Source organism: Streptomyces sp. NBC_00775, assembly GCF_036347135.1.
Taxonomy (GTDB): domain Bacteria; phylum Actinomycetota; class Actinomycetes; order Streptomycetales; family Streptomycetaceae; genus Streptomyces; species Streptomyces lutosisoli.
Genome location: NZ_CP108938.1, coordinates 732,670 through 755,366, shown reverse-complemented (window position 1 = coordinate 755,366; position 22,697 = coordinate 732,670). Strand labels below are relative to the sequence as shown.

Annotated in this window: 23 protein-coding genes; 13 read left to right on the top strand and 10 right to left on the bottom strand. The window is 70.8% G+C overall.

Annotated features, from left to right (window positions below; genetic code table 11):
* The first annotated feature begins 32 nt into the window (after positions 1 to 32).
* Both OIC96_RS03595 and OIC96_RS03590 read left to right on the top strand, forming a co-directional pair.
* Entirely contained in the window at positions 33 to 1,490 is a 1,458-nt protein-coding gene (locus OIC96_RS03595; protein WP_330309341.1) for an aldehyde dehydrogenase family protein, read from the top strand.
* Between the two features lie 25 nt (positions 1,491 to 1,515).
* Entirely contained in the window at positions 1,516 to 2,622 is a 1,107-nt protein-coding gene (locus OIC96_RS03590; protein ID WP_330309342.1) for an NAD(P)-dependent alcohol dehydrogenase, read from the top strand.
* Between the two features lie 73 nt (positions 2,623 to 2,695).
* Here OIC96_RS03590 and OIC96_RS03585 read toward each other — a convergent pair whose 3' ends face one another.
* Positions 2,696 to 3,646 carry an NADP-dependent oxidoreductase gene (locus OIC96_RS03585; RefSeq protein ID WP_330309343.1) on the bottom strand — a complete coding sequence of 317 codons (951 nt, stop codon included), beginning with the start codon at positions 3,644 to 3,646 and terminating at the stop codon, positions 2,696 to 2,698.
* A 71-nt stretch (positions 3,647 to 3,717) separates the two neighbouring features.
* Between OIC96_RS03585 and OIC96_RS03580 the strand changes: the two genes are divergently transcribed.
* Together OIC96_RS03580 and OIC96_RS03575 are read left to right on the top strand one after the other, a co-directional pair.
* Entirely contained in the window at positions 3,718 to 4,665 is a 948-nt protein-coding gene (locus OIC96_RS03580) for a GlxA family transcriptional regulator (RefSeq protein ID WP_330309344.1), read from the top strand.
* A gap of 69 nt (positions 4,666 to 4,734) precedes the next feature.
* The gene (locus OIC96_RS03575; protein ID WP_330309345.1) at positions 4,735 to 5,589 is read left to right on the top strand and encodes a hypothetical protein; all 855 of its coding nucleotides are present in this window, start codon (positions 4,735 to 4,737) and stop codon (positions 5,587 to 5,589) included.
* A gap of 4 nt (positions 5,590 to 5,593) precedes the next feature.
* Here OIC96_RS03575 and OIC96_RS03570 read toward each other — a convergent pair whose 3' ends face one another.
* Entirely contained in the window at positions 5,594 to 6,148 is a 555-nt protein-coding gene (locus tag OIC96_RS03570) for a TetR/AcrR family transcriptional regulator (RefSeq protein WP_330309346.1), read from the bottom strand.
* Positions 6,145 to 6,507 carry a DUF1304 domain-containing protein gene (locus tag OIC96_RS03565; RefSeq protein WP_330309347.1) on the bottom strand — a complete coding sequence of 121 codons (363 nt, stop codon included), beginning with the start codon at positions 6,505 to 6,507 and terminating at the stop codon, positions 6,145 to 6,147. Before OIC96_RS03565 ends, OIC96_RS03570 begins: the two co-directional genes overlap by 4 nt.
* A 152-nt stretch (positions 6,508 to 6,659) precedes the next feature.
* Here OIC96_RS03565 and OIC96_RS03560 point away from each other — a divergent pair, with 152 nt between their 5' ends.
* Positions 6,660 to 8,249, top strand: coding sequence for an oxidoreductase (locus tag OIC96_RS03560; protein WP_330309348.1), 1,590 nt, complete (start codon positions 6,660 to 6,662; stop codon positions 8,247 to 8,249).
* A gap of 54 nt (positions 8,250 to 8,303) precedes the next feature.
* On the opposite strand, the gene OIC96_RS03555 is transcribed toward OIC96_RS03560, so the two are convergent.
* From OIC96_RS03555 to OIC96_RS03545, 3 genes are all read right to left on the bottom strand, one after another.
* A complete protein-coding gene (locus tag OIC96_RS03555) occupies positions 8,304 to 9,539 on the bottom strand; it encodes a PucR family transcriptional regulator (RefSeq protein ID WP_330309349.1) in 1,236 nt (411 codons plus the stop codon).
* 261 nt (positions 9,540 to 9,800) lie between these two features.
* Positions 9,801 to 10,265, bottom strand: coding sequence for a cytochrome P450 (locus OIC96_RS03550; RefSeq protein WP_330309350.1), 465 nt, complete (start codon positions 10,263 to 10,265; stop codon positions 9,801 to 9,803).
* Between the two features lie 10 nt (positions 10,266 to 10,275).
* Positions 10,276 to 10,758 (bottom strand): hypothetical protein, encoded by a 483-nt coding sequence (locus OIC96_RS03545; protein WP_330309351.1) that lies wholly within the window; start codon positions 10,756 to 10,758, stop codon positions 10,276 to 10,278.
* Between the two features lie 305 nt (positions 10,759 to 11,063).
* On the opposite strand from OIC96_RS03545, the gene OIC96_RS03540 reads away from it, so the two are divergent.
* From OIC96_RS03540 to OIC96_RS03520, 5 genes are read left to right on the top strand one after another with little or no spacing between them, the layout of a single operon-like run.
* Positions 11,064 to 12,791, top strand: a complete 1,728-nt coding sequence (locus tag OIC96_RS03540) for an ATP-binding protein (RefSeq protein ID WP_330309352.1) — start codon at positions 11,064 to 11,066, stop codon at positions 12,789 to 12,791.
* A 5-nt stretch (positions 12,792 to 12,796) separates the two neighbouring features.
* Entirely contained in the window at positions 12,797 to 13,207 is a 411-nt protein-coding gene (locus OIC96_RS03535; RefSeq protein WP_327434039.1) for a roadblock/LC7 domain-containing protein, read from the top strand.
* Entirely contained in the window at positions 13,204 to 13,575 is a 372-nt protein-coding gene (locus tag OIC96_RS03530) for a DUF742 domain-containing protein (RefSeq protein WP_330309353.1), read from the top strand. Before OIC96_RS03535 ends, OIC96_RS03530 begins: the two co-directional genes overlap by 4 nt.
* Positions 13,556 to 14,161, top strand: a complete 606-nt coding sequence (locus OIC96_RS03525) for a GTP-binding protein (protein WP_327434041.1) — start codon at positions 13,556 to 13,558, stop codon at positions 14,159 to 14,161. Before OIC96_RS03530 ends, OIC96_RS03525 begins: the two co-directional genes overlap by 20 nt.
* Positions 14,158 to 15,405, top strand: coding sequence for a cytochrome P450 (locus OIC96_RS03520; RefSeq protein WP_330309354.1), 1,248 nt, complete (start codon positions 14,158 to 14,160; stop codon positions 15,403 to 15,405). The genes OIC96_RS03525 and OIC96_RS03520 overlap by 4 nt, the downstream gene beginning before the upstream one ends.
* Positions 15,406 to 15,468: 63 nt before the next feature.
* Here OIC96_RS03520 and OIC96_RS03515 read toward each other — a convergent pair whose 3' ends face one another.
* Positions 15,469 to 17,199, bottom strand: a complete 1,731-nt coding sequence (locus OIC96_RS03515) for a hypothetical protein (protein ID WP_330309355.1) — start codon at positions 17,197 to 17,199, stop codon at positions 15,469 to 15,471.
* 25 nt (positions 17,200 to 17,224) lie between these two features.
* Between OIC96_RS03515 and OIC96_RS03510 the strand changes: the two genes are divergently transcribed.
* Positions 17,225 to 17,653 carry a hypothetical protein gene (locus OIC96_RS03510; RefSeq protein WP_330309356.1) on the top strand — a complete coding sequence of 143 codons (429 nt, stop codon included), beginning with the start codon at positions 17,225 to 17,227 and terminating at the stop codon, positions 17,651 to 17,653.
* 35 nt (positions 17,654 to 17,688) lie between these two features.
* On the opposite strand, the gene OIC96_RS03505 is transcribed toward OIC96_RS03510, so the two are convergent.
* Together OIC96_RS03505 and OIC96_RS03500 are read right to left on the bottom strand one after the other, a co-directional pair.
* Positions 17,689 to 19,323, bottom strand: coding sequence for an amidohydrolase (locus OIC96_RS03505; RefSeq protein ID WP_330309357.1), 1,635 nt, complete (start codon positions 19,321 to 19,323; stop codon positions 17,689 to 17,691).
* A gap of 11 nt (positions 19,324 to 19,334) precedes the next feature.
* Positions 19,335 to 20,828, bottom strand: a complete 1,494-nt coding sequence (locus tag OIC96_RS03500) for an APC family permease (protein WP_330309358.1) — start codon at positions 20,826 to 20,828, stop codon at positions 19,335 to 19,337.
* Positions 20,829 to 20,970: 142 nt separating this feature from the next.
* On the opposite strand from OIC96_RS03500, the gene OIC96_RS03495 reads away from it, so the two are divergent.
* Positions 20,971 to 21,705, top strand: coding sequence for a TetR/AcrR family transcriptional regulator (locus OIC96_RS03495; RefSeq protein ID WP_330309359.1), 735 nt, complete (start codon positions 20,971 to 20,973; stop codon positions 21,703 to 21,705).
* Positions 21,706 to 21,835: 130 nt separating this feature from the next.
* On the top strand, positions 21,836 to 22,297 hold the full coding sequence (locus OIC96_RS03490) for a pyridoxamine 5'-phosphate oxidase family protein (RefSeq protein WP_330309360.1): 462 nt from the start codon (positions 21,836 to 21,838) through the stop codon (positions 22,295 to 22,297).
* A 37-nt stretch (positions 22,298 to 22,334) separates the two neighbouring features.
* On the opposite strand, the gene OIC96_RS03485 is transcribed toward OIC96_RS03490, so the two are convergent.
* The gene (locus tag OIC96_RS03485) at positions 22,335 to 22,658 is read right to left on the bottom strand and encodes a DUF4235 domain-containing protein (RefSeq protein ID WP_330309361.1); all 324 of its coding nucleotides are present in this window, start codon (positions 22,656 to 22,658) and stop codon (positions 22,335 to 22,337) included.
* Positions 22,659 to 22,697: the final 39 nt, after the last annotated feature.

Here is a 22,697-nt window from a genome sequence, read left to right as displayed (position 1 = left end):
AAATCTTGGCGATCAAGGCTGAGGAGTGGGCAATGACGACCACCTTCGAGAGTGGGCCCGGGCGGCTGTTCATCGGTGGACAGTGGCGCGAGGCGGCCGACGGGGCGCGTACGGACGTGATCGATCCGTCCACGGGCCGGGTGGTCACGACCGTCGCGGAGGCGGGCGCGGCCGATGTCGACGCGGCCGTACGCGCCGCACGCGAGGCCTTCGACCACGGCCCCTGGGCCGCGATGAGCGGCCGTGAGCGCGGCCGGGTGCTGCACCGCGTCTCCGAGCTGATCCGCGAGAACGCCGACGAGCTCGCCGCCCTGGAGAGCCTCGACGTCGGCAAGCCCCTCTCCCTGTGCCGCCCCGTCGACGTGCTCACCGCCGCCGACGAGTACGAGTACTGCGCCGCGCTCGCCCAGACCCTGGACGGCGCCACGCGTGACACCCCGCTCAACGCCTTCGCGTACACGCGCCGCGGACCGCTCGGCGTGGTCGCCGCGATCACGCCCTTCAACTTCCCGCTGATCCTGTCCAGTTCGAAGCTCGCCCCGGCACTGGCGGCCGGCAACGCCGTGGTCCACAAGCCCGCCGACGAGACCCCGCTCAGCGCCCTCCATATGGCCCGCCTGCTCCAGGAGGCCGGTGTCCCGGACGGCGTCGTGAACGTCGTCACCGGCAGCGGCCCGGTCGCGGGCGAGGCGCTGCTGCGCAACCCCGGCATCGACAAGGTCGCCTTCACCGGGTCCACCGCGGTCGGCCGGCACGCCGCGAGCGTCGCCGGGGAGGCGCTCAAGCCGGTCACCATGGAGCTGGGCGGCAACGCGGCCCACGTGGTCTTCGCGGACGCCGACCTGGAGAAGGCGATCGGCGCGATCATCAAGGGCTTCGTCTTCAACACCGGACAGTTCTGCATGGGCGGCCCCCGGCTGCTGGTGGCGCGCGAGGTGTACAGCACCGTGGTCGGCATCCTCGCCGACGCCGTGCCCGGTGTGCCCGTCGGCGACCCCCGGCAGCCCGAGACCGTCGTCGGGCCGATGGCGGGGGAGAAGCATCTGCGCAAGGTCGAGGAGTACGTCGACCTGGCCCGCAAGGAGGGCGGCCGCATCGTCTGCGGCGGTGAGCGCCTCGACCTGAACGGCGGCTACTACTACAAGCCCACCGTGATCGCCGACCTGTCCAACGACTCCCGCGTCGTCCAGGAGGAGATCTTCGGTCCCGTCCTCACCGTCCAGCCCTTCGACTCCGAGGACGAGGCCGTCGAACTGGCCAACTCCACCCCGTACGGACTGGCTTCGGGCATCCAGACCACCGATCTCACCCGCGCGCACCGCGTCGCCGACCGGCTCCAGGCGGGCATCGTCTGGATCAACGACTGGGCGATGCTCGACCCCGCGGTTCCCTTCGGCGGGGTCAAGGACTCCGGCTTCGGACGGGAGTACGGGCCCGAGGCGCTCGCCGCCTACACCAAGGTCAAGTCCGTTGTCGTCTCGCTCGACTGAGCGCGCTCACAGAGGAGTTCATGCGATGTCCACCATCACTCGCGCCGCCGTGGTCGAGTCCGGGGGAGCGCCGTTCACGCTCGCCGACGTCGAACTGGACGAGCCAGGTCCGGGCGAAGCCCTTGTCCGTATGGTGGCCGCCGGGCTGTGCCACACCGACCTCGGTGCGGCGAGCGGCGGTCTGCCCTTCCCGCTGCCCGGGGTCCTGGGCCACGAGGGGGCGGGTGTCGTCGAAGCAGTCGGCCCGAACGTCACCTCAGTGGCCCCCGGCGACCATGTCGTGCTCTCGTTCAGTTCCTGCGGCGGCTGTCACAACTGCCGTGACGGGCACCCGGCGTACTGCGCCACCTGGCTGCCGCTGAACCTCATAGGCGGCCGGCGCGCCGACGGAAGCAGCACGATCAGCCGCGACGGGACGCCGCTCGGCGGCCACTTCTTCGGCCAGTCCTCCTTCGCCGAGCGGGCGTTGGTCGACGAGCGCAGCCTCGTCAAGGTCGACCCGAACGTCCAGCTGGAGTCCATCGCCCCACTGGGCTGCGGGGTGCAGACAGGGGTCGGCGCCGTCTGGAACGTACTGAAGCCCGCGGCGGGGAGCAGCCTCGTCGTCCTCGGCGCCGGAGCCGTCGGCCTGTCCGCGGTGATGGCGGCGGCCCTGACCCCCGCGACCACGGTCATCGCCGTCGACAAGGTCGCCGAACGGCTCGAACTGGCACGGGAGTTGGGCGCCACGCACACCGTGAACGCGGGCGAGGCCGATGTCGCCGAGGCGGTGCTCGCCCTCACCGACGGCCGCGGCGCCGACGGTGTCGTGGAGACCACCGGCAGCGTCGCCGTGCTGCGCAAGGGCGCCGACGCACTCGCCCCGCGCGGCACCCTGGTCGTCGTCGGCGCGCCGCCCTTCGGCACCGAAGTCGCCCTGGACGTCAACGCGTTGCTGCCGGGCAAGAAGGTCGTGGGCCTCACCCTCGGCGACAGCGAGACCCAGACCTCCATTCCCGCCCTGGTCCGGCTCGTCCAGGACGGACGGCTCCCGCTGCACCGACTCATCAGCCACTATCCGTTCGAGGACATCGAGCAGGCGGTGCGGGACATGAGTGCGGGCAAGACGATCAAGCCCGTACTCACATTCTGAGACGCCCGTCCTCACGTGCTGAGACGGCCGATCCGTCCCTCGACCGGTCTCCCCAGGCCCGTCGGCCGATCCGTCAGTCGACCAGCAGCACCAGCTTCCCCGTGGTCCGGCCGGTGTCGCCCAGCGCGTGCGCCTTGGCGGCATCGGCCAGCGGGAAGGTCTCGGCGATCGTGGCGCGCAGCTTCCCCGCCTCGACGAGGTCCGCGATCGCCGTCATGCCGGTGTGGTCGGCGTCGACGAGCATCCGCACCGCCCGTACGCCGAGCCGCTCGGCCTCCTCGGGGAACTCGTCCGACCCGACCGGCAGGATCGAGACCACCACTCCGCCAGGCCGGAGCACGCGCAGCGAGCGGACCGCGGTCTCGCCCCCGATCGTGTCCAGCACGACGTCGACGTCCCGCACGGCCTCGGTGAAGTCGACGCCGCGGTAGTCGATGGCCTCGTCCACGCCGATCCCGCGCAGGAAGTCGTGCTTGCCCGCGCTCGCCGTACCGATCACATACGCGCCGAGCGCCTTGGCGATCTGCACGGCCACATGGCCGACCCCGCCGGCCGCGGCGTGGATCAGTACGCGCTGCCCCGGCTGGAGGTTCGCCTGCTCGGTCAGGGCCTGCCACGCGGTCAGGGAGACCAGCGGGAGCGCGCCCGCCTGCGCGTGGTCGATTCCGGACGGCTTCAGCGCGAAGAAGCGGGCCGGGGCGGTCACGTACTCGGCGTGCGAGCCGTGGCCGAACGGATAGCGCAGCATGCCGAAGACCTCGTCGCCGGGCTGGAAGAGGGCGACGCCGATCCCGGTCGCCTCGACCACGCCGGAGACGTCCCAGCCGAGGACGAAGGGCGGCTCACCGAGGAATCCGCCGGTGGCGCGGTGCTTCCAGTCGGTCGGGTTGACCCCGGCGGCCCGCACCCGGACCAGCACTTCGTTCGGCCGCGGCGCGGGCCGCTCCACCTGTACTTCCTTCAAGACCTCGGGACCGCCGAGGACGTCCTGGCTGATGGCTCGCATCGTGTTCACAGTGCTCATGGTGAACCAGCCTGCCGGGGCCCGCCCCGCAAGAAAATGGCATGATTGCCAACCTTCGATAGAATCGTGCCATGGGACATGTGGAACGGATCGTGGTCCTGGCGCTGGACGGCGTCTACCCCTTCGAGCTGGGCATCCCCAGCCGGATCTTCGGCGCGGCGGACGGCCGGTACGAGGTGGTGACCTGCACCGTCGACGGACGGCCGGTCCGCACCAACGCCGATTTCTCGGTCACCGTCGACCACGGTCCCGAGGCGCTGCGCACGGCGGACACGGTGGTGATCGCGGCGATCGCTCCGGCGAGGCTCGCCGTGGAGCCCTCCGACGAGCTCACCGCCGCGCTCGGGCAGATCCGGCCCGGCGCCCGCCTCGTCTCCATCTGCACGGGTGCGTTCGTCCTGGCGGCGGCGGGTCTGCTGGACGGGCATCGGGCTACCACGCACTGGCAGGTGGCCGACGAGTTCCGGCGTCTGTTCCCGCGTGTGTCGCTGGACCCGGACGTGCTGTTCGTCGACGACGACTCGGTCCTCACCTCGGCGGGCGCCGCGTCCGGCATCGACGTCTGCCTGCACATCGTGCGCAAGGACCACGGCAGCGCGCTGGCCAACAAGGTGGCCCGGCGCTGTGTCGTCCCGCCGCTGCGGGAGGGCGGCCAGGCCCAGTACATCGAGCAGCCCGTCCCGGAACCCTCGGCGACGAGCACGGCCGCCACCCGCGCCTGGGCCCTGGCGCGGCTCGACGACCCGCTGACACTCACCGATCTCGCCGGCCACGCCCGGATGAGCCTGCGCACCTTCGCCCGCCGGTTCAACGACGAGGTGGGCATGAGCCCCGGCCGCTGGCTCATCCAGCAGCGGGTCTCCCGGGCCCGCCATCTGCTGGAGTCCAGCGACCTGTCGGTGGACCAGATCGCGGGCGAGGTCGGCTTCGCGACCGGCACCTCGCTGCGCCAGCATCTGCACGCGGCGATCGGCGTCTCACCGCAGGCCTACCGGCGCACGTTCCAGGCGACCCGCTAGCCACCGAACGATCCCGGCCACTCGTGCGTCGTAGGAGGGCACACGCGAGTCGGAGGAACAGGGGTGGGGATGCGCAAGCGGATCGTGGCGACGGTGGTGCTGGTCGGTCTGACGGCGGTGGGCTGTGACGAGGGGATCCGGGAGGACCTCGTGGTCACCGGTACGCCCCCGGCCACGCCGTACGCCGGGCGGCTGGACCTGCCCTTCAAGGAGAGCGCCGACGGCAGCCCGCGCGAGGCCGAGACGAGTTCGGGCTCGGCCGGGCAGGCCCTGGAATGCGACCACGGGATCTTCGAGGGCACCGGGGGCGACGGGTGGGGCAAGGGTGACGGAGGCTCGACGCCGGAGGAGGGACTGAACACGTACTTCGACATGTACAAGCCCGAGGTGCCGGATCACGGCTACCGGGTGGAACGCAAGGAGAAGGACCGCGTGCTGTTCTCGTACGACGTCAAGGGCAGGACCAAGGTCGCCGTCGTCGTCGCCAAGGACCAGCCGAACCGCCCCGGCTGGGGCCCGGAGACCAGTGCCTCCTGCGACCCGGCCGAATTCCCGGCGAGCTACACCGACTCGAAGGGCTACGAGATCTGGCTCGACCGCGATGGCAACCGCGTGCCCACCTCCGTCGTGAGCAGCTCCGTGGGTCCGGAGCACTGCGACTGGGAGAGCACGCACTTCCTCGGCCTGGGACAGGGCGAGAAGGGCAGGCAGTACGTGCGCGACCCGCACGGGGTGCTCGGGACCGAGTCGCTCACCGCCCCGTACGACGGGGACGTCCGTATGCCCGCCGACGCCCATGACACCGGCTACCACTACCACGACTGGGAACTGTGGCTGGCGGCCGACAAGGCGACGGCCTACGTCCGCACCTCCGACGGGGTGGAGGCATGGCCCGCCACGAAGGACGGAGTGGGCTGCATGTAAGGCGTCAGCGGCTCATGTGCAGCGCGACGAGCAGCTGCCAGACCCGATCGGCGATTTCCTGAGGGGTGCCCTCCAGCAGCCCGTGCAGCCAGTCGGCGAGGACCCCCGCGAACGTGGCGGCCACCGCGGAGGCCACGAGCGGGGCGTCCGGGGCGCCCACCAGGGTGCGCTCGGCCAGGCTGCGGGCGCGCAGATCCCGGTGCAGCACGAGACCGAGCGGGCCGCCGCCGCCCGGGCTCAGGAGCGCGCGGTAGAGGCCGGCGCGCGGGGCCAGCTCGGCGAAGAACGTGCGGAGCGCGGGCGGCGCGGACACCGGGTCGGGCCGTCCGCGCCACGCGTGCAGCGCCTCCACGGCGTCCCGTACGACATCGGCGCAGGCGTCGACGGCCAGCGCCTCCAGGTCGGCGTAGTGCACGTAGAACGTGGCCCGGCCGACGCCGGCCCGCCGCACCAGTGCGGCGACGCCGACCTCCTCCAGCGGTCGCTCGGCACACTCCTCCAGTAGCGCCTGCCGCAGCTTCGCCCGGGTCCGGGCGGCCCGCGGGTCCTCCGGCGTCACCGCGCGACGAGGACGGCGGCCAGGGCGAGCGCGCCGGGCAGGGCCTGCGCGAAGAGGATCCGACGGTTCGCGGTGACCGATCCGTACACACCCGCGATCACGACGCAGCACAGGAAGAAGACCTGTGCGTCGAAGCCGGTCGGATCCGCCGCGATCAGTCCCCACACCAGGCCCGCCGCCAGGAACCCGTTGTAGAGCCCCTGGTTCGCGGCCAGCGGGGCGGTCGCCCGGGCCATCTCCGCGTCGAACCCGTGCAGTCCCCGCCCCGGCTTCTTCTCCCACAGGAACATCTCCAGCACCAGGATGTACGCGTGCAGCGCGGCCACCAGGCCCACCAGCACGTTCGCAACCGTTTCCATCGTCAGCAAGCTCCGTCGTTCGTCGTCATTTCATGGACAGGTGTCCACTATAGCTGGACGTCTGTCCATGAAGTCCAGGGGCGCGTCCGGTTGTCTCGCGCGCCCCCGGGGTAGCGATGCCCCCGATTTCTGTTCGCTGAGGGGGAGTTGACGTGTCGGGCAGCCTCGCGCCGGGTGGGTGGAGCGGGAGTGAACGCGGGATGTGGGCCGCTTTCCGGAGGGGGGAGTGGTTCGCGGACGAGGGGGAGGTCCGGGCGTCCGTCGTACGGAGACTGTTGCTGGCGCCGCCGCCGGCCGAGGCGGGACATCTGCCGCGGCTGAGGCTCAGGGATGTGCGGATCACCGGGCGGCTGGACCTGGCCGAGGCGGTCGTCCCCGGGACCCTGCGGTTGCGCAACTGCCGTTTCGAGCAGGCCCCTTGCCTCGACGGCGCGTCGGTGGGGGCGCTGGAGATGCGGGACTGTGTGCTGCCCGGACTGTCGGCCGTGGGCGTCACGATCGGCTGGAAGTGCGAGATCTCCGGGTGCCGGGTGGAGGGGCCCATCGACCTTTACGGCGCCTCGATCGGCGGCACCCTGCACCTGGAGAACAGCCGTCTGACGGGACACGGCGAGCGACGCGGCGAGCGGGCGCTGCAACTGCTGTGCGCCACCATCGGCGGGGACATCCAGGCGGGCACGGGGCTGCACGTCGACGGCTGCACGGACCTCAGGGACACCTCGGTACGCGGCAGCGTCGTCCTCAAGCGCGCCGAGCTGCTCAACCCGTCGGGCATCGCGCTCAAGGCCAACAGGCTGCACATAGGGGGGAACTTGAGCTGCGGCGGGCTCGTCGCCGAAGGCACCGTCGACCTGTGTGACGCCCGGGTGGGCGGCGGCGCCCTCTTCGAAGGCGCCTCGCTCACCGCCGAACACGGGCCCGCGCTGCGTGCCCACGGCATAGACGTGGGTGCCGTGTTCAACTGCTGCGACGGGTTCACCGCGCGCGGCAGGGTCACGCTCAGCAGCATCACCGTACGCAGCCGGGTCTGCTTCCAGGACGCCGTCATCGACGTACCGCCCGGCACCCCCGCCCTCACCTGTCGCCGCTCCACCGCGTCCGAACTCGCCCTCACCACGCGCGAGCCCGTGCGCGGCACCGTCGACCTCAGCCACACCCGCCTGACCGTCCTGCGCGGCACACCGGACAGCTGGCCGAACACGGTGCGGCTGGAAGCGGTCGTCTACGACAGCCTGCTGCCCCAACTCCCCGCCGTACAACGGCTTCCGCTGCTCACCCGCGATCCCGAGGGCTTCACCCCGCAGCCGTACGAGCAACTCGCGGCCGCCTACCGGCTGCACGGTCACGACGGCGACGCCCGCACGGTGCTGCTCGCCAAACAGCGGCGGCTGCGCACCACCCTGCCGTGGCCGGGGCGGGTGTGGAGCAGGCTCCAGGACGTCACCGTCGGCTACGGCTATCGGCCCATGCGCGCCATGTGGTGGCTGTACGCGATCATGCTCAGTGGGATCCTGCTGTTCACGCGGTGGCCCCCGCAAGCGGTCGATCCGGGCAAGCCGCCCCACTTCCAGGCGGCGATCTACACCCTCGACCTGGTGCTGCCGCTCGTCGACTTCGGGCAGGAGCAGGCTTTCAGCCCCCGCGGCGGCCTGCAATGGGCGGCCGTGGTCCTCGTCTGCCTGGGCTGGCTGCTCGCCACGACGGCCGCCGCGGGCGCCAACCGTATGCTCCGCAGAGCATGAGCCCGGCGGTCGCGGCGCGCTCGGGGCCCAGTGGTTCGAGCGACCTCAGTGAGCTCAACGGGTCGCGGCCGCAAGCCGCAGAGCGAGCGCCCGTAACGCCAGCTGCATCTCGAACTGGGCCGTAGGATCGTGGAGTTGGCCCCCGAACAGTTCGTCCAGCTGCCGCATCCGGTACCGCACCGTCTGCGGATGCACGGCGAGCCGCGCCGCCACCTCACTGGCGTTGTGCCCGCACTGCAACCAGCTCAACAGCGTCTCCGTGAGCCGCTCCCGCTGCGGCGAGCGCATCGCGTCCAGCGGGCTCAGCCGGCGCTCGGCCATCGCGTCCACCAGGGCCTCGTCGCGGAAGAGCAGCAGCGTCGTCAGATGCTCCTGGCAGCGCACCATCTCCGTGTCCGGCAGGATGCCCCGCCGCACCAGATCGAGCGCCTCGGCCGCCCATCGCAACGACCGCGCGCCTTCCTGGAGCGCGACGGTCGGCCCCATCGCCGCCCGCAACCCGTGCAGCGCCCCGGCGACGGCCCGCGCGCGCCCCGGCCCGTCCGGATCAGGCACGACCAGGACGGACGGCTGCACATCGAACCGCGCCAGGAACTCCGGCGGCACGATCGGCGCCGCCGCCGCCCGGGCCTTGGACATGACCGGCCACGACGTCGCCGCGGGCTGCGGCCCGTGGTCGATCGCGACGACCGCCAGCGCCCGCGGCAGCGGCCAGCGCGCCGTGTGCGCGAGATCGCTGATCGCCTCGGCCGACGCGGGCGGATCCGCGGTGAGCAGATCGATCAGCCGCGTACGCCGCTGCCGCAACTCGCCCGCCGCGTGCAGCCGTGCCTCCGTGTAGCCCGCGGTCGTCGCGGCCGCCATCTCGTCCAGATGCAGGAACAGCGCCTCGCCGAAGGCGGCCAGCACATTGCGGGGCAGCAGCTCGGCGTCGACCAGCGCGTTGACCCGGCGCCAGGTCACCCGCGCGCCGAGGCGCAGCGCGGACTGGAACGAATCGAGACTGCGCCCCTCGTCCGCCTCACCGCGCCCGATGCGCTGGTACGTCTCCTTCACCGGCTCCCAGTCGGTGTCCGGCTTCGCCATCCGCTCCAGGAACCCCTGCAACGCGTGCTCCACACCCCGGTGCACGACGTGCATGTACGTGTCGTCCGTCGGGCGCGCGTACTCGGGGATCTCGGTCCGGATCGCCCGTACGACCTCTTCCCCGATGTCGTCGAAGAACGGTCTGAGGTGGTCGTGCAGATCCGAGGGGAACGCCTTGAACGGGCCGCCTTCTTCGTCGTCCATCGGTCGGGCTCCCTCCTGCGCACCGGTCAGGGGCTCGGCGACGATACTCGCAAGTAACCAGTCGTGGCTCATCAACGGCGGGCGGACATCGGGGTGTTGATTGTCACTTCGTGACAACTCGGGTGGCCCTGCGAAAGGCCGGAGTCCTGTCCCTGGCACCCGGCCCCGGGCTCGGCATCACGGACGCCGAGCCCGGGGTGGGGTTCCTGGCAGCTGCGCCGTAGGGAGACAGGTCGGGGCCGCGGGTGGTGGCTCGCGGTGTCAGCCCCCTGTGGCGTGGGAGCTCCGCCGGGTCCGTTCGCGGGGCCGGGCGGTCATCTGCAGGGTGCTGGGCCGTACCGTGGCGCGGGCCACGGGGCGGATGCTCTGGCCGGGGGCGGCCGGGATCTCCCACGCCCCGATTCGGGTCGTCCGCAGGGTGCGGCGGGTGACGAGCCAGCCGGTGTGGTGCAGACGGAGGGCCTCGGTGATGACGCGGCCCAGATAGGGCAGATGGGGCAAGTCGTCGAAGGTGACCGGCCGGTCGGCGACGACCTCGTCGAGTTCGGCCTGGACCCGCTCGTCGATGCCGGGGTTGCGGGCGAGCTCGTACATCACCCAGGACAGTACGGACGCGGTCGTCTCCGTGCCGGCCACCGCGAGAGTGAGGATCTCCGAGCAGATCTGGTGCCCCGTCAGCGGCTTGCCGCTCCCCTCGTCCTCGGCCTGGAGCAGCATGGAGAGCATGTCGCCGCTGTCACGACCGGGAGGCCCGGAGCTGATCGACCGCGTCGCCGATGGTGGCGCGCACGGCGTCGCGCGCGGCGGTGAAGCGCCGGTTGGCGGGCAGCGGCAGGCGTTCCGCCCAGTCCGGCGGCAGGATCCGGGTGCCGACGCCGTTCATGACGACCGACAGGTCCCGGCGCAGCTGGTGGAAGGCCTGTTCGTCGATGCTGCCCGAGAAGACGGTCGCGGCGAGCATGTCCAGGCTGAGCTTGACCATGACCTCGCGTACGTCGAGGAGTTGGCCCGGCCGCCAGGCGGTCATGGTGGTGGTGACCTGGTCGCGCATGAGCGGTATCGCGTGGCCGAGCAGCGGGAGTGACACCGCTGCCTTGGGTATGGGGGAGGTGTTGCGGCAGTCACGGCGTTCAGTGAGTCCTTTCACGATGATGGCGCCGTGATCACTTCCCTGCTCGGCGCCCGCCGTAATCCCCTCCGGTCGCGTGTTGTCGGCCACGTGGAGTCCCGGCCGGTCGGACCCGGGAGTGTGGGCGACGCCCCCCGCCGATTGGATCGCAGCTCCGTGTCAGCGATTGCGGTGATAGCGCACGGAATTGTCGAGATGAGCACTCCTGTCGGAACGTGATCGATTACTCGCCGTTATGCGGAGGGGAGTTGATCCTTTCGATCTCAAACCCGATAAGCTCCCCTGCGGCGCTGCGAGTTGACGCGAACACACTCGGTCGCCCTCGCGCCGCGTGCTCGACACATTCGGCGCCTGCATATCCCCCCGTTCGATCGTGTTGCTTTCGAAGGATGCAGATGGAACTTGCCACTCCGCCCCCGGCGGCGCGGGCACCGGTCGGCTGGTACAGCTGGTGGCTGATGCCGGTCGCCTTAGGAGCAGGAACGGTCGTCACCGCGGTCGCGGGACCCGACCAGATCCAGATACCCGCGACCTTCGTCGGCGCCGCGGCCACCGCGGCCGGCGCCGTCTGCGTACGACTTCTCCTCCGCGCCCAGCACCAACTGCGCCGCAACAGCGGCGACTTCCGCGCCCAGCAGGCCGAGCACTCGCAGCAGTGGCAGCAGCATGTGGCCGGTCTGGAACGGAAGTTCGCGGCCGAGCGGTCCGCGCTGGAGGGCCAGCTGTCCGAGCAGGCCCAGCTCTTCGAAGCGCGGCTCGCCGAGCAGGTCGACGCCTACGAAACGCGACTTGCCGAGGAGGCCAAGGCCTACGAGACGCGGCTCACCGGAGAGGCGCGGGGCTACGAGTCCCGGCTCACCGAAGAGGCGCAGGTCTGGCAGGAGCAACTCGCCCTGCAACAGGACGCGGTCGCCCGGCTCGGTGACACCCGTCTGCCCGACGCGCTCAAGCGGCTGCGGGCCGGTGACGCCATCGACGACATCCTGATGTCCGTCGCCGAGGAGAGCGACGCGAGCCCCGAGTTGCGCGCCGACATCCGCAAGGTGCTCAGGACCGCGCTGATCGGTGTCGAGGAGGAGTTCGACCGCTCCACCTCGGCCGAGCAGGCCGTGATCAGCATCGGCAACCGTATCCACGTGCTGACGAGCAAGCTGCGCGGCCGTCTGCACGAGATGCAGGGCGAGCACGGCCGGCTGCCCGCGGTGGCCCAGGGCCTGATGGAACTGGACCAGGAGATCGGCCCCGCCGACTGTCTCGCCGCCAGTATCGGCGTGCTCGGCGGTTCGGACCGGCCCGGACGCCAGTGGCAGGAACCGCAGCGACTGCTCAGCGTGGTCCGCGGCGGTATCGGCCGCATCAAGGACTTCGACCGCGTCCAGGTCCGCCACCTGCCCGAACTCGGCGTCGACGGCGGTCTGGTGGACCACCTCACGCTGATCTTCGCCCACCTTCTGGACAACGCGGTGCGCTACTCGCCGCCCACCGAACCCGTGGTCGTCTCCGGCAAGGAGGTCCCCAACGGCGTCGGCATCGAGATCCAGGACGCGGGCAAGGGCCTCAACGAGGAGAAGAAGCGCGAGGCCGAGCAGTCACTGGAAGGCGTCGCGGCCGGCCCCGGGCTCGGCGGCCTCTCGGAGGACGCCAACCTCGGGCTTCGCGTGGTCGGCGCCCTGGCGCGCCGGTACGGCATCCGGGTCACCTTCTCGGACTCGCCCTGGCTCGGCACCTCGGTGGTCGTCGTGGTTCCCCACAAGTACTTCAGCCCGTTGGCCGCCCCCGTCGCGGAACCGGTGGCCCCGGCCGCCGCGGTCGAGACCGCGTCCGCCCGCGAGTCGGTGGAGGCCCCGCCCGCGGCCGGCGCCGGCGACGTGGACACCACGCCCGGCGGTCTGCCGCGTCGCAGGAGCAGGCGTACCGACGCGCCGGCCACACCGGTGAGGTCCGTCGAGCGGACCGAGGAGCCCGTGGCCGCCGTGCCGCCGGACACCTCGTTCGCCGGTCTCGCGGCCTTCGCCACCGCCGGACGCGAGAGCGCCCCGCCGCGTGAGCCGGCCGCGGACGCCGTACGCGAGATGACCGCCGGACGCGAGTCCAACGAGCACCGCACTGAAGAGAGCGACTAGTCCACATGACGCAACAGGGAACCGACGTGAGCTGGGCGCTCCGCGATCTGACGGAGAGCATCCAGGAGATCCGCTTCGCCCTCGTGGCCTCCAGCGACGGCAAGGCCATCACCTCCTACGGCGCCGACGACCCCGACGACGTGGACCGCTTCGCCGCCGTGGTCGCGGGCCTGCAGGCGCTGGCCCAGCCCGTCGCCGCGCAGTTCCCGCAGTACGCGGGGCAGTTGCGCCTCGCGATGATCGAGGTGGACGGCGGCCATCTCTTCGTGGTGCGGGCCGGCGTGGAGACGTACCTCGGAGTCCTCGCCAAGGAAGGGCTTGACCAGGGCCTGCTCGGACACCAGATGAGGGACCTGGCGCGAAGGATGGGTGAGCTTCTCGGCACCACTCCGCGCCTGGAGGAGCACTCTGGATGAGTGGTCCCCGCCGGCCCACGGACCCGTCCGGTCTCGAGCGCTACTACGTCCTCACCGGTGGCCGCAGCGGACCGGGCGGTTCGGCGTCGACTCTTGACGTGGCGACCCTCATCGTCTCGCACGCCGCGGCCGTCCCCGGCATGCAGCACGAGCACGAGGAGATCCTCCGGCGCTGCCGCGATCCGCTGTCGGTGGCCGAACTGGGCGCCCACCTCGGATTGCCCTTCAACATTCTCGCGGTGCTCCTGGCCGATCTGCTGGACGCAGGCCGCGTCGAAGCCCGCGATCCCATTCCGGCGTCAGGCGCCGGCAGCGGGCCCGACCTCGCGCTCCTTGAGGAGGTACTCAGTGGACTTCAAAGGCTTTGACCATCCCGACCGGCAGACGGACGGGGGCACCCGCTCGGTGAAGGTGATGATCGCCGGCGGTTTCGGCACCGGAAAGACCACGATGGTGCGCTCGGTCAGCGACATCAAGCCGCTGACCACCGAGGAGACCCTGACCCAGGCGAGTGCGGACGTCGACAACCTGATCGGGGTGGCGGACAAGCAGGAGACCACCGTCAGCCTCGACTTCGGCAAGATCGGCATCAACGACCAGCTGGTGCTGTACCTGTTCGGAACGCCGGGGCAGGAACGGTTCTGGTTCCTGTGGAACGGGCTGTTCAAGGGCGCCCTCGGGGCGGTGGTCCTGGTGGACACCCGGCGGCTGGCCTCAAGCTTCCGGGCCATCGAGGAGATGGAACGGCAGGACGTCCCCTTCGTCATCGCCCTGAACGTCTTCCCCGACTCCAAGGACCACCCGATCGAAGAGATCCGCGACGCCCTGGACATCCCCCCGCACACCCCGATCGTGGCCTGCGACGCCCGCGACCGGACCTCCAGCCGTGACGTCCTCGTCGCCCTGATACGTCACTTGAAGGAACGCTCTGCCGTCGCACTGGAGTCCCGATGAACGCCCAGCCCTTAAACGATCCCGAGGCACCGCGCGGCTGCCCCGTCGCCCACGGTTCGGCCGAGCTCACCCGGCTGCACGGGCCGGAGGCGGCGACCGACCCGCTCGGCATCTACGAGCGGCTGCGCAAGGAGCACGGCTCCGTGGCGCCGGTACTGCTGGAGGGTGACGTCCCGGCCTGGCTGGTGCTGGGGTACCGGGACAGTCGGCGGGTGCTCGACAACCCCCGCCAGTTCGCCCGGGACTCGCGGAACTGGCGGGACTGGCGGGAGGGCCGGATCGCGGAGACCTCTCCGTTGGTTCCGATGCTCGGCTGGCGTCCCGACTGCGTGTCCCTGGACGGCGAGGAGCACCGCAGGCTGCGCGGCGCCGTCAACGACGTACTGCAGGCTGCTGCCGGCCGCGGGGTCCGGCGCCACGCCACGAATTTCGCCAACAAGCAGATCGACACGTTCGCGGACAGCGGCCGCGCCGATCTGGTGGCGGACTACGCCGACCTGCTGCCGATGCTCGTGATGTCCCGCATTCTGGGGCTGGCCGAGGCGGAGGGGCGCCGGCTTGTCAAGTCCTGCGCCCAGGTGCTCAAGGGCGGCGAGGACGCCGTGGTGCACGACGGCATGATCAGAGAGATCTTCGGTGAACTCGCCGAGCGCAGGCGGTCCGAACCAGGCTCCGACCTCGCCACCGGCCTGCTGGAGCATCACGCGGCCCTCGACCACGACGAAGTCGTCCATCACCTGCGCGTGGTGCTGATCGCCGCGCACGTCACGACCAATCTGCTGGCCCGGGTGCTGCAGCTGGTCCTGACCGACGCCTCCCGGCTCTCCGGGCTGATCAGCGGTGAGCTGAACATCTCGGCGGTGGTGGAGGAGGTCATGTGGAACTCTCCGCCGCTGGCCGTCCTGCCGGGGCGCTTCGCCGCCAGCGATGTCGAACTGGGCGGGCACCGCATCGAGGAGGGCGACCTGCTCGTTCTCGGTCTCGGCCCGGGCAACCTCGACCCCGAGGTCCGGCCCGACCCGGGTGTCTCGGTGCAGGGCAACCAGTCGCACCTGGCGTTCGGCGCGGGCCCGCACGAGTGCCCGGGGCAGAGCATCGGGCAGTCCATGATCGAGGTTGCGGTGGACGTCCTGCTGCACCGGCTGCCGGGCCTGCGGCTGGCTGTGCCGGCGGATGAGCTCACCGCGACCGCCTCCACCTGGGATTCCCGGCTGGACAGGCTGCCCGTCGAGTTCCCGGTGTGAACACGCCGCTGCCCGGTCGGAAACCCGACCGGGCAGCGCGTTGTCTTACCCGGCTTTGAGACGTCAGCCGTCGAGCCAGTCGCCCTCGACGCCGGTGGGACGGTATCCCGTGGCGTTCCAGAGGAAGTGCGGGTGGGCGCAGCCGAACATGTAGGCGAGCAGCGCGGTGTCTTCCCTCCCGGTTTGCGGGTCGTACAGGGTGTAGAACGTTTCGGATCCGACTACGCCGGCGTCTTGTTGGACATGACGAGCGCGCTCCGGGGACGGTGCGGCGCTGGATGCCTCCACGGCGGCGATGTAGGTGCGGCGCAGGATCTCCCATGTGCTGTCGATGTTGCCGTACCAGGGGCCGTGCAGTGCTTCGAAGGCATGGAGCTCGGCGTCGAAGAGGGGCCACGTCTCGGGGTGTTCGGCTCGGCAGCGTGCGGACAGCTCGGCGGTCCGGGCGCTCAGTGCCGGCGCGGTGGGCCGCGGGGCGAAGGTGAGGGTGGTGCCGTGGGTGAGGATGCCGGTGCATGCGTTGGGCTGCAGGTCGCACAGCGGGCAGTCCTCGGCCGGGGGGAGGCCCTCGGTGATGCCGTCGAACCACAGGGCGTGGCGGCCCGTCAGCCCTAGCCAGACGACGGTGCTGGGCATCAGCCAGGTGTTCCACATGGGGGGATGCGCCTCGGGCATGCAGCCGTACTTGACGCTGGCGATGGCGCAGGCGGCGTAGAGGACCTTGGTGTGGGTGGGTATGTCGGCGAGCCAGAAGTTGCTGATCTCGCCGGTGAGGGCGTCGGCTCGTACGTCGGTCATGTCGTCGATGACGCGGCACAGCAGCAGGGAGGCGAGGTGTTCTTCCTGCCAGAGTTCGGTGTCGGGTGAGACGTGCCAGAACAGGCAGTCCAGCATCTGCAGGAGTGAGTAGGTGCTCTGGCTGAGTGGGTTGGTCTGAGGGAGCGAGACGCTGCCCGCGTGGTGCTGCTGGAGCCAGTACTCGTCGACGGATCGCTTATGGGCTGCGAAAAGCCCGCAGACCAGGGCCCTGGCGCTGTTGGTGCTGAAACTCTCGGCCAAACGGCCTTCGATGAGCTGGGTGAGGCGCGCGGTGTCGATGGTGTCGATCACGCGTTTGTATTCGTGGAAGAGGAGGATGTCGTCCTCGAACGAGTGCCGGAGGCCAAGGTCTTGTTCCAGGTCGTTCATCTGCCGGGCCAAGGTCCATCCACCGGTCAGGACACTGTCGAGTTCCTCGCGGTATGGCCAGGCCTTGACGGTGAGGGGACGACCGGCGCTCTGCCGCCAGCCGTAGTCATCCAGCGTGCGTGCGGGGGGCGTGGGCAACCGACGGCACAGAGGGCAGGCGCAGCCGGTTGTCCGCTCCTCCTCGTGCGGCGGGGCGAGGGCCCGGCTCCGCCAGGCCCCTTCCAGCATCGTGCAGGTCAGCCGGCAGATCTCGATATCGGTGCTGACCTGGGGGAAGGCTGCTTCGATGACGCGCAGGCCGGCGTCGAGGTGCCTCAGCCTGGCGTATCCCGCCTCGTCGGGCGGGAGGAACGCGGGCTGCGCCAGATGGACGGCTCCCTCCACATGCAGCGTGGTGCCGGCGTGCGGGGATCCGAGTGCGTTCAGCCGCTGTTGAGCGGCGTTCTGGAACCTTCGGTGCTCCTGCGTACTCCCATGGACGCGTTCCACGAAGAGGCGGGCCAGGGCGTTCCCCGCCTCTGTGGGCTGGACCTGGGCGCTTGGCTGCGCCGGGATCAAGCTGTCGGCGGACGCCTTCGAAGCGGCATCTACGACTCGAGATTTCACGCCGGTCTCCCAACAAGCTGTGGTCATGACAATGGAGCGATCGGCCGTGGTTGCTGGCCGGTCGCGTCTTGAAGCCGAGAAAGTGGAGCGGATCGCCTATCTGACCTTCGAGGACGAACCGCCCCGGGCCCGCTCGGTTCCCGAGCGCTGCGAGCCGCTCGTCCATGCCGGATTCATGCTCTCCGGCTCAGCTGTGTTGATCAGGAAGCGCTCGGCCTGTCAGTCGAGGGCCAGGGAGATTCTGGGTGTACTCCAGATGTCTGCTGACGGGCATGTCGAAGGGGAGGTCGAACGTGACGTCCTGAGGCATGCGCTTCCTTCCGGGAGACGGCGAGACAGAATCCCCCCGCCCTGCGAACGGGTGGCCGACATGGCCACCCGTGCACTCGAACTCAGCTTCTATGGCCGAAAATTGAACCGTGAAGCGCTACGAGGCTTCCCAGAGCGTAAATGATCTACGCGTGACCTCACCGTGACGTCCGTTACTGCCTACGCCTCTTGGGCTGCGTATACTCGCGCGCCCCCCACATACGTCTGCGCGACCCGCGTGTCGCCGATCGCCTCAGCCGCCCCGTCGAACGGATCGCGGTCGAGCACCACGAGATCGGCCAGCGCGCCGGCCCGCACCTCGCCCGTGTCGTCGAGGTGGTTCACATACGCCGAGCCCGCCGTGTACGCCACCAACGCCTCGGCCAGTCCGATGCGTTCGGCGGGCAGGAACACCGGCGTGTCGCCGGCGTCGGGGGTGACACGGTTGACCGCGACATGGATGCCCTGCAGCGGATCGGGACTGCTGACCGGCCAGTCGCTGCCCGCCGCGAGCCGTGCCCCGGAGCGCAGCAGCGCACCGAACGGGTACTGCCAGGCGGTGCGTTCGGGCCCGAGGAACGGGATGGTCAGCTCGTCCATCTGCGGCTCGTGCGCGGCCCACAGCGGCTGGATGTTGGCCGTGGCGCCGAGGTGCGCGAAACGGGGCACGTCGTCGGGGTGTACGACCTGGAGGTGCGCCAGGTGCGGACGCGTGTCGCTCGGCCCGTTCGCCTTCCGTGCCGCCTCGACGGCGTCCAGGGCGTCGCGTACGGCCCGGTCGCCCAGCGCGTGGAAGTGGCACTGGAAGCCGAGAGCGTCCAACTCGGTCACATACGCGGGCAGTCGGGCCGGGTCGATGAAGCTGGTGCCCCGATTGGCGGTAGCGCAGCCGCACTTGTCCAAGTAGGGGTCGAGGAGGGAGGCGGTGCCGTTCTCGGCCACTCCGTCCAGCATGAGCTTGACACTGGTGGCCCGGAACCGGCCGTGACTCAACGCGGCGCGTCGCTCCACGAGTTCGGGGATCTGCTCGGCCCCGCGTGCGCGGTCCCACCACAGGGCGCCCACGACCCGCGCGGTCAGCGAACCGTCGCGGGCCGCCGTCAGATACGCCTCGGACGGATCGGGCATGCCCAGGAACGTCCCGACGAGCGCGTCCTGCCAGGCGGTGATGCCGAGCGCGTGCAGATGCCGCTGGGCGTGCAGCAGTGCGGCGAGCCGGTCCGCGGAGGTGGCCGGAGGGGTGATCCGGCCGACGTACTGCATGGCTCCTTCCTGCAGCATGCCGGTGGGCTCGCCCGACGCGTCCCGCTCGAACCGACCGTCGGCCGGGTCGGGTGTGTCCCGGGTGACGCCCGCCAGCTCCAGGGCACGGCTGTTGACCCAGGCGCCGTGGTGGTCGCGGTTGGGCAGATACACCGGCCGGTCCGGTACGACCGCGTCCAGCAGTTCCTTCGTCGGCGTACCGCCCTCGAAGGCCTCCATGGACCAGCCGCCGCCCGTGATCCACTCCCGGTCGGGGTGCGCGTCGGCGTACGCGCGGACGGCGGCGAGTGTGTCCTTGGCCGTCCTGGCCCCGGTCAGGTCGCACTGGGTGAGCTCCAGGCCCGCCGGGACCGGGTGGACGTGCGCGTCCTGGAACCCCGGCAGGAGCAGCCGCCCGGCCAGGTCGACCACTTCGGTCCCGGGGCCGGCCAGGTCGTGGACCTCGGCGTTCCCGACCGCGGTGATCCGGTCGCCGGTGACGGCGACGGCCGTCGCGGTGCGGCCCGCCGGGGTGAGGACCGGGCCGCCGGTGAAGAGGAGGTCTGCGTGCATGTTCTGTTTCCTTAGTTGGGTGTGGCCAGCAACTGGGGCGCGTCGGCGTCGGTGCCGTGTCCCGTACGGAAGTACGGGGACTTGCGGACCCACTTCGCCCACGCGGCGGCCACAAAACCGGAGAAGATCATCAAAGCGGGTGTGAGCAGCAGGAACCACCCGTTGTCCGCGCTGACTTCGAAGTGGTCGGTGGAGGTGTAGAAGGACCAGGCGAGGTAGCCGCCCAGCGCGAGCAGCGACGTGGCGCTCAAGGAGGGGAGGACCACGGCCCGTATCCCTTGCCGCCAGTCCTCGCGGAGCAGCCCCCGGAAGCGGACGGCGGCCGCCAGAGCGGTGAGCGCGTAGGACAGGGCCACGACGATCCCGACCGCGTTGACCGTCGCCATGATCATGTCGGCGAGCCGGGGGATCACCAGAGCGAGGGCGGCCACCACCGTCGCCATCGCGCCGATCAGCAGTGTCCCGATCGCCGGAGTCCCGTACCGGGCGCTGACCCTCGACCACACGGGCCCGAGCGTACGGTCCCGGCTCATCGCGAACATCCCGCGGGCCGTCGGGATCACCCCCGCCTGGAGCGAGGCGACGGCCGAGAACATCAGGGCCACCAGCGGCAGCGCGGCCAGCGGCTGCGAGGCCAGCCGGTCGCCGAAGAACGCCAGACCCTGGGCGCCGTGCCCGGCCAACTCCTCCTCGGACAGCACACGTTGGAAGGCGATGGAGCCGAGCAGGAACAGCCCCAGCATGGTCACCAGCGTGATGGTCCCGGCGCGCGAGGCGTCCCGGGGGTCGCGCACCTCCTCGTTCACGGTGAACGCCGCCTCGAAGCCCCAGTAACAGAACACCGACAGCAGCAGCCCCTGTGCCAGCGCCGACGCCGAGGGGATCGCGAAGGGGTCGAACCAGCTCAGGCTGAAGGGGTGCGGCCCGGTGACGATGCCGTATCCGCAAAAGCCCAGCAGGACGACGTACTCGAAGACCAGCAGCCCGCTCTGCAGCCGTGCGGCGGTCTTGACCCCGGTGATCGCGGTGAGCGTGACGGCGACGAGGACCAGGATGCCCACGGCGGTGGTCTGGGCGGTGGAATCCGGGTCGAGCGCGAGGCCCGCCACCTGGTGCAGCCCCGCCTCACCGGCGAGCTGGATCATCGCCGAACCGGTCACCGCCGTGGTGTACGCGAGGAACGCCACCGTCGCCACGATGCTCACCCAGCCGACCAGGAAACCCAGCCAGGGAGTGAGCGAACGGCCCACCCACACATAGCCGTTGCCCGCGTTCGGCTCCACCCGGTTCAGCCGGGAGTAGGCGCCCGCGATCCCGAGGATCGGCAGAAAGGCCAGCAGCATGATCGCGGGCAGATGCAGCCCGACCACCCCGGCCGTGACCCCGAGACCGATGCCGATGCTGGTGGTCGCCGCCGTGCTCGAAGCGGCGATCGCGACGCCGTCGGCGACGCCGAGGGTCTTGCGCAGGGAAGGGGGATCCACACCGTACGGCTTCTGCGTCATGGCCTGCTCCGATCGCACCCGGGGCCTGATTCCGGCCCGATGACCGGAAATGAAACTGCCCGGGGCCTTAACACGTCAACGCTGTTGTCATAAGGTCTCCCGCACCGGAGGCAGCGCCCCTCAGGAACCGGTGGGAGAGCCCATGACGTCCACGAATGACCGAGTCGTGCCGCCCGCCGCCCGGCGGCGCAGGCGCCCCACCAAGACCGGCGTGGTGCTCTCCGAGGAGCTGATCGTCGAGACGGCGCTGCGGCTGCTCAAGGAGCACGGCGCCGACGCCCTCACCGTGCGCCGCCTCGGCCTCGCCCTCGGCGCCGACCCGAGCGCCCTGTACCGGTATTTCCGCGACACCGACGACCTGCTGCTCGCCATCGCCGACGAACTCATCGGCCGGAACCTGCGCACCTGGCACCCCACCGGGGACTGGCGCGCCGACCTGCGGGACCTGGGGCTGCGGATGCACGCCGGGTCGCTCGCGCACCCACAGGCCGCCGTGCTCAGCTCCTACCGGGTGACGGGCCGGGTCCACGAGATCGAGGCCGTGGAGATGATCATCGGCGTGCTGCGCGGCGCCGGCTTCCCCGACCCCGAGGCCGTCCGGATCTACCACGCGTTCGTCGACCAGGCGCTGGCCTTCGCGGCGCTCGACGCGGCCGGCCTCGCCCTCCCGCAGGCCGCCCGCGAGGCGGAGGCGGGCGTCTGGCGGGCGACATACGCCCGGCTGCCCGCCGACAGGTACCCGAACATCGCGGCGACGGCCCGCCACCTGGTGGCGGACATGCGGCGCAGCGGCTATCCGGTGGCACTGGACATGCTGCTGACCGCGGCGGCGGCCCGGTTGGAGGAGATCCGGGAGCAGGAGAACGTGAGTGCGTAGACGAGATCGCGGAGCAGAGGAACGCGTAGAGGCTCACGCCGAGAACACCCGGCGCGTCACACTGAAGGGCGCTCCTACGTCATCCCTAGTAGACCTGTCCGTACGACGGCCACCAGGAGGCTGCCCGCCGATGAACCCGCCCGCCCGCACCCCGAAGCAGCGCAAGCAGGACACCCTCGACCGGCTGGAGAACGACGAGGACGCCTGGGTGTCCACGGCCGACGGCGACGGGGGACCGCCGTATCTGATCCCGCTGTCCTTCCTCTGGGACGGCACGACCCTGCTGTTCGCCACCCCGGCCGCCAGTCCGACCGGCCGGAACCTGCGGACGACGGGGAGGACACGCCTGGGCATCGGCCCGACCCGCGACGTGGTCATGGTCGAGGGGACCGTCGAGACGCTGGAGGCCGCCGAGCTGGCGGACGGGGTGGGCGACGCCTTCGCCGCGAAGACCGGCTTCGACCCGCGTCAACTCACCACCGCCTACCTCTACTTCCGCGTCATCCCGCGGCGCGTGCAGGCCTGGCGCGAGGCCGACGAGATCTCCGGACGGGACCTCATGCGCGACGGCGAGTGGCTCGTGACCGACTGAGTTTCGCCGTACGGGGGTGCCCGGGAGCGCGGATTCCTCAGTCCCCGCCGTCCCGGGCGCCCTTGTCCGAGATCGGCCACACACCCGTGGAGCGCTCGGCGGCCTTCGCGCTCGTACGGTCCGCCGCGCTGCGGGCGACGGCGAAGATCGCGCCCTGGAGAGCGGCAGCCAGCAGTACCTCGCCCCAGCCGCGGTCCCGGTCGAGCGCGTCCGGCGCGTCCTCCTCGTGACGTATCGCCTTCCATGTCTGCTGGAAGGCGAGTCCGGCGAGGGCACCGCTCGCCCAGCTCAGCGCGAGGCCGAGAGGCTTGTGGGTGAGGGGGAGCTTGAGCTTCTTGCTCTGCTTGTTCTTCTTGGACACCTGGTCTCCTTCGCCTCTCCGGTCAAGGATGTAAGGCTG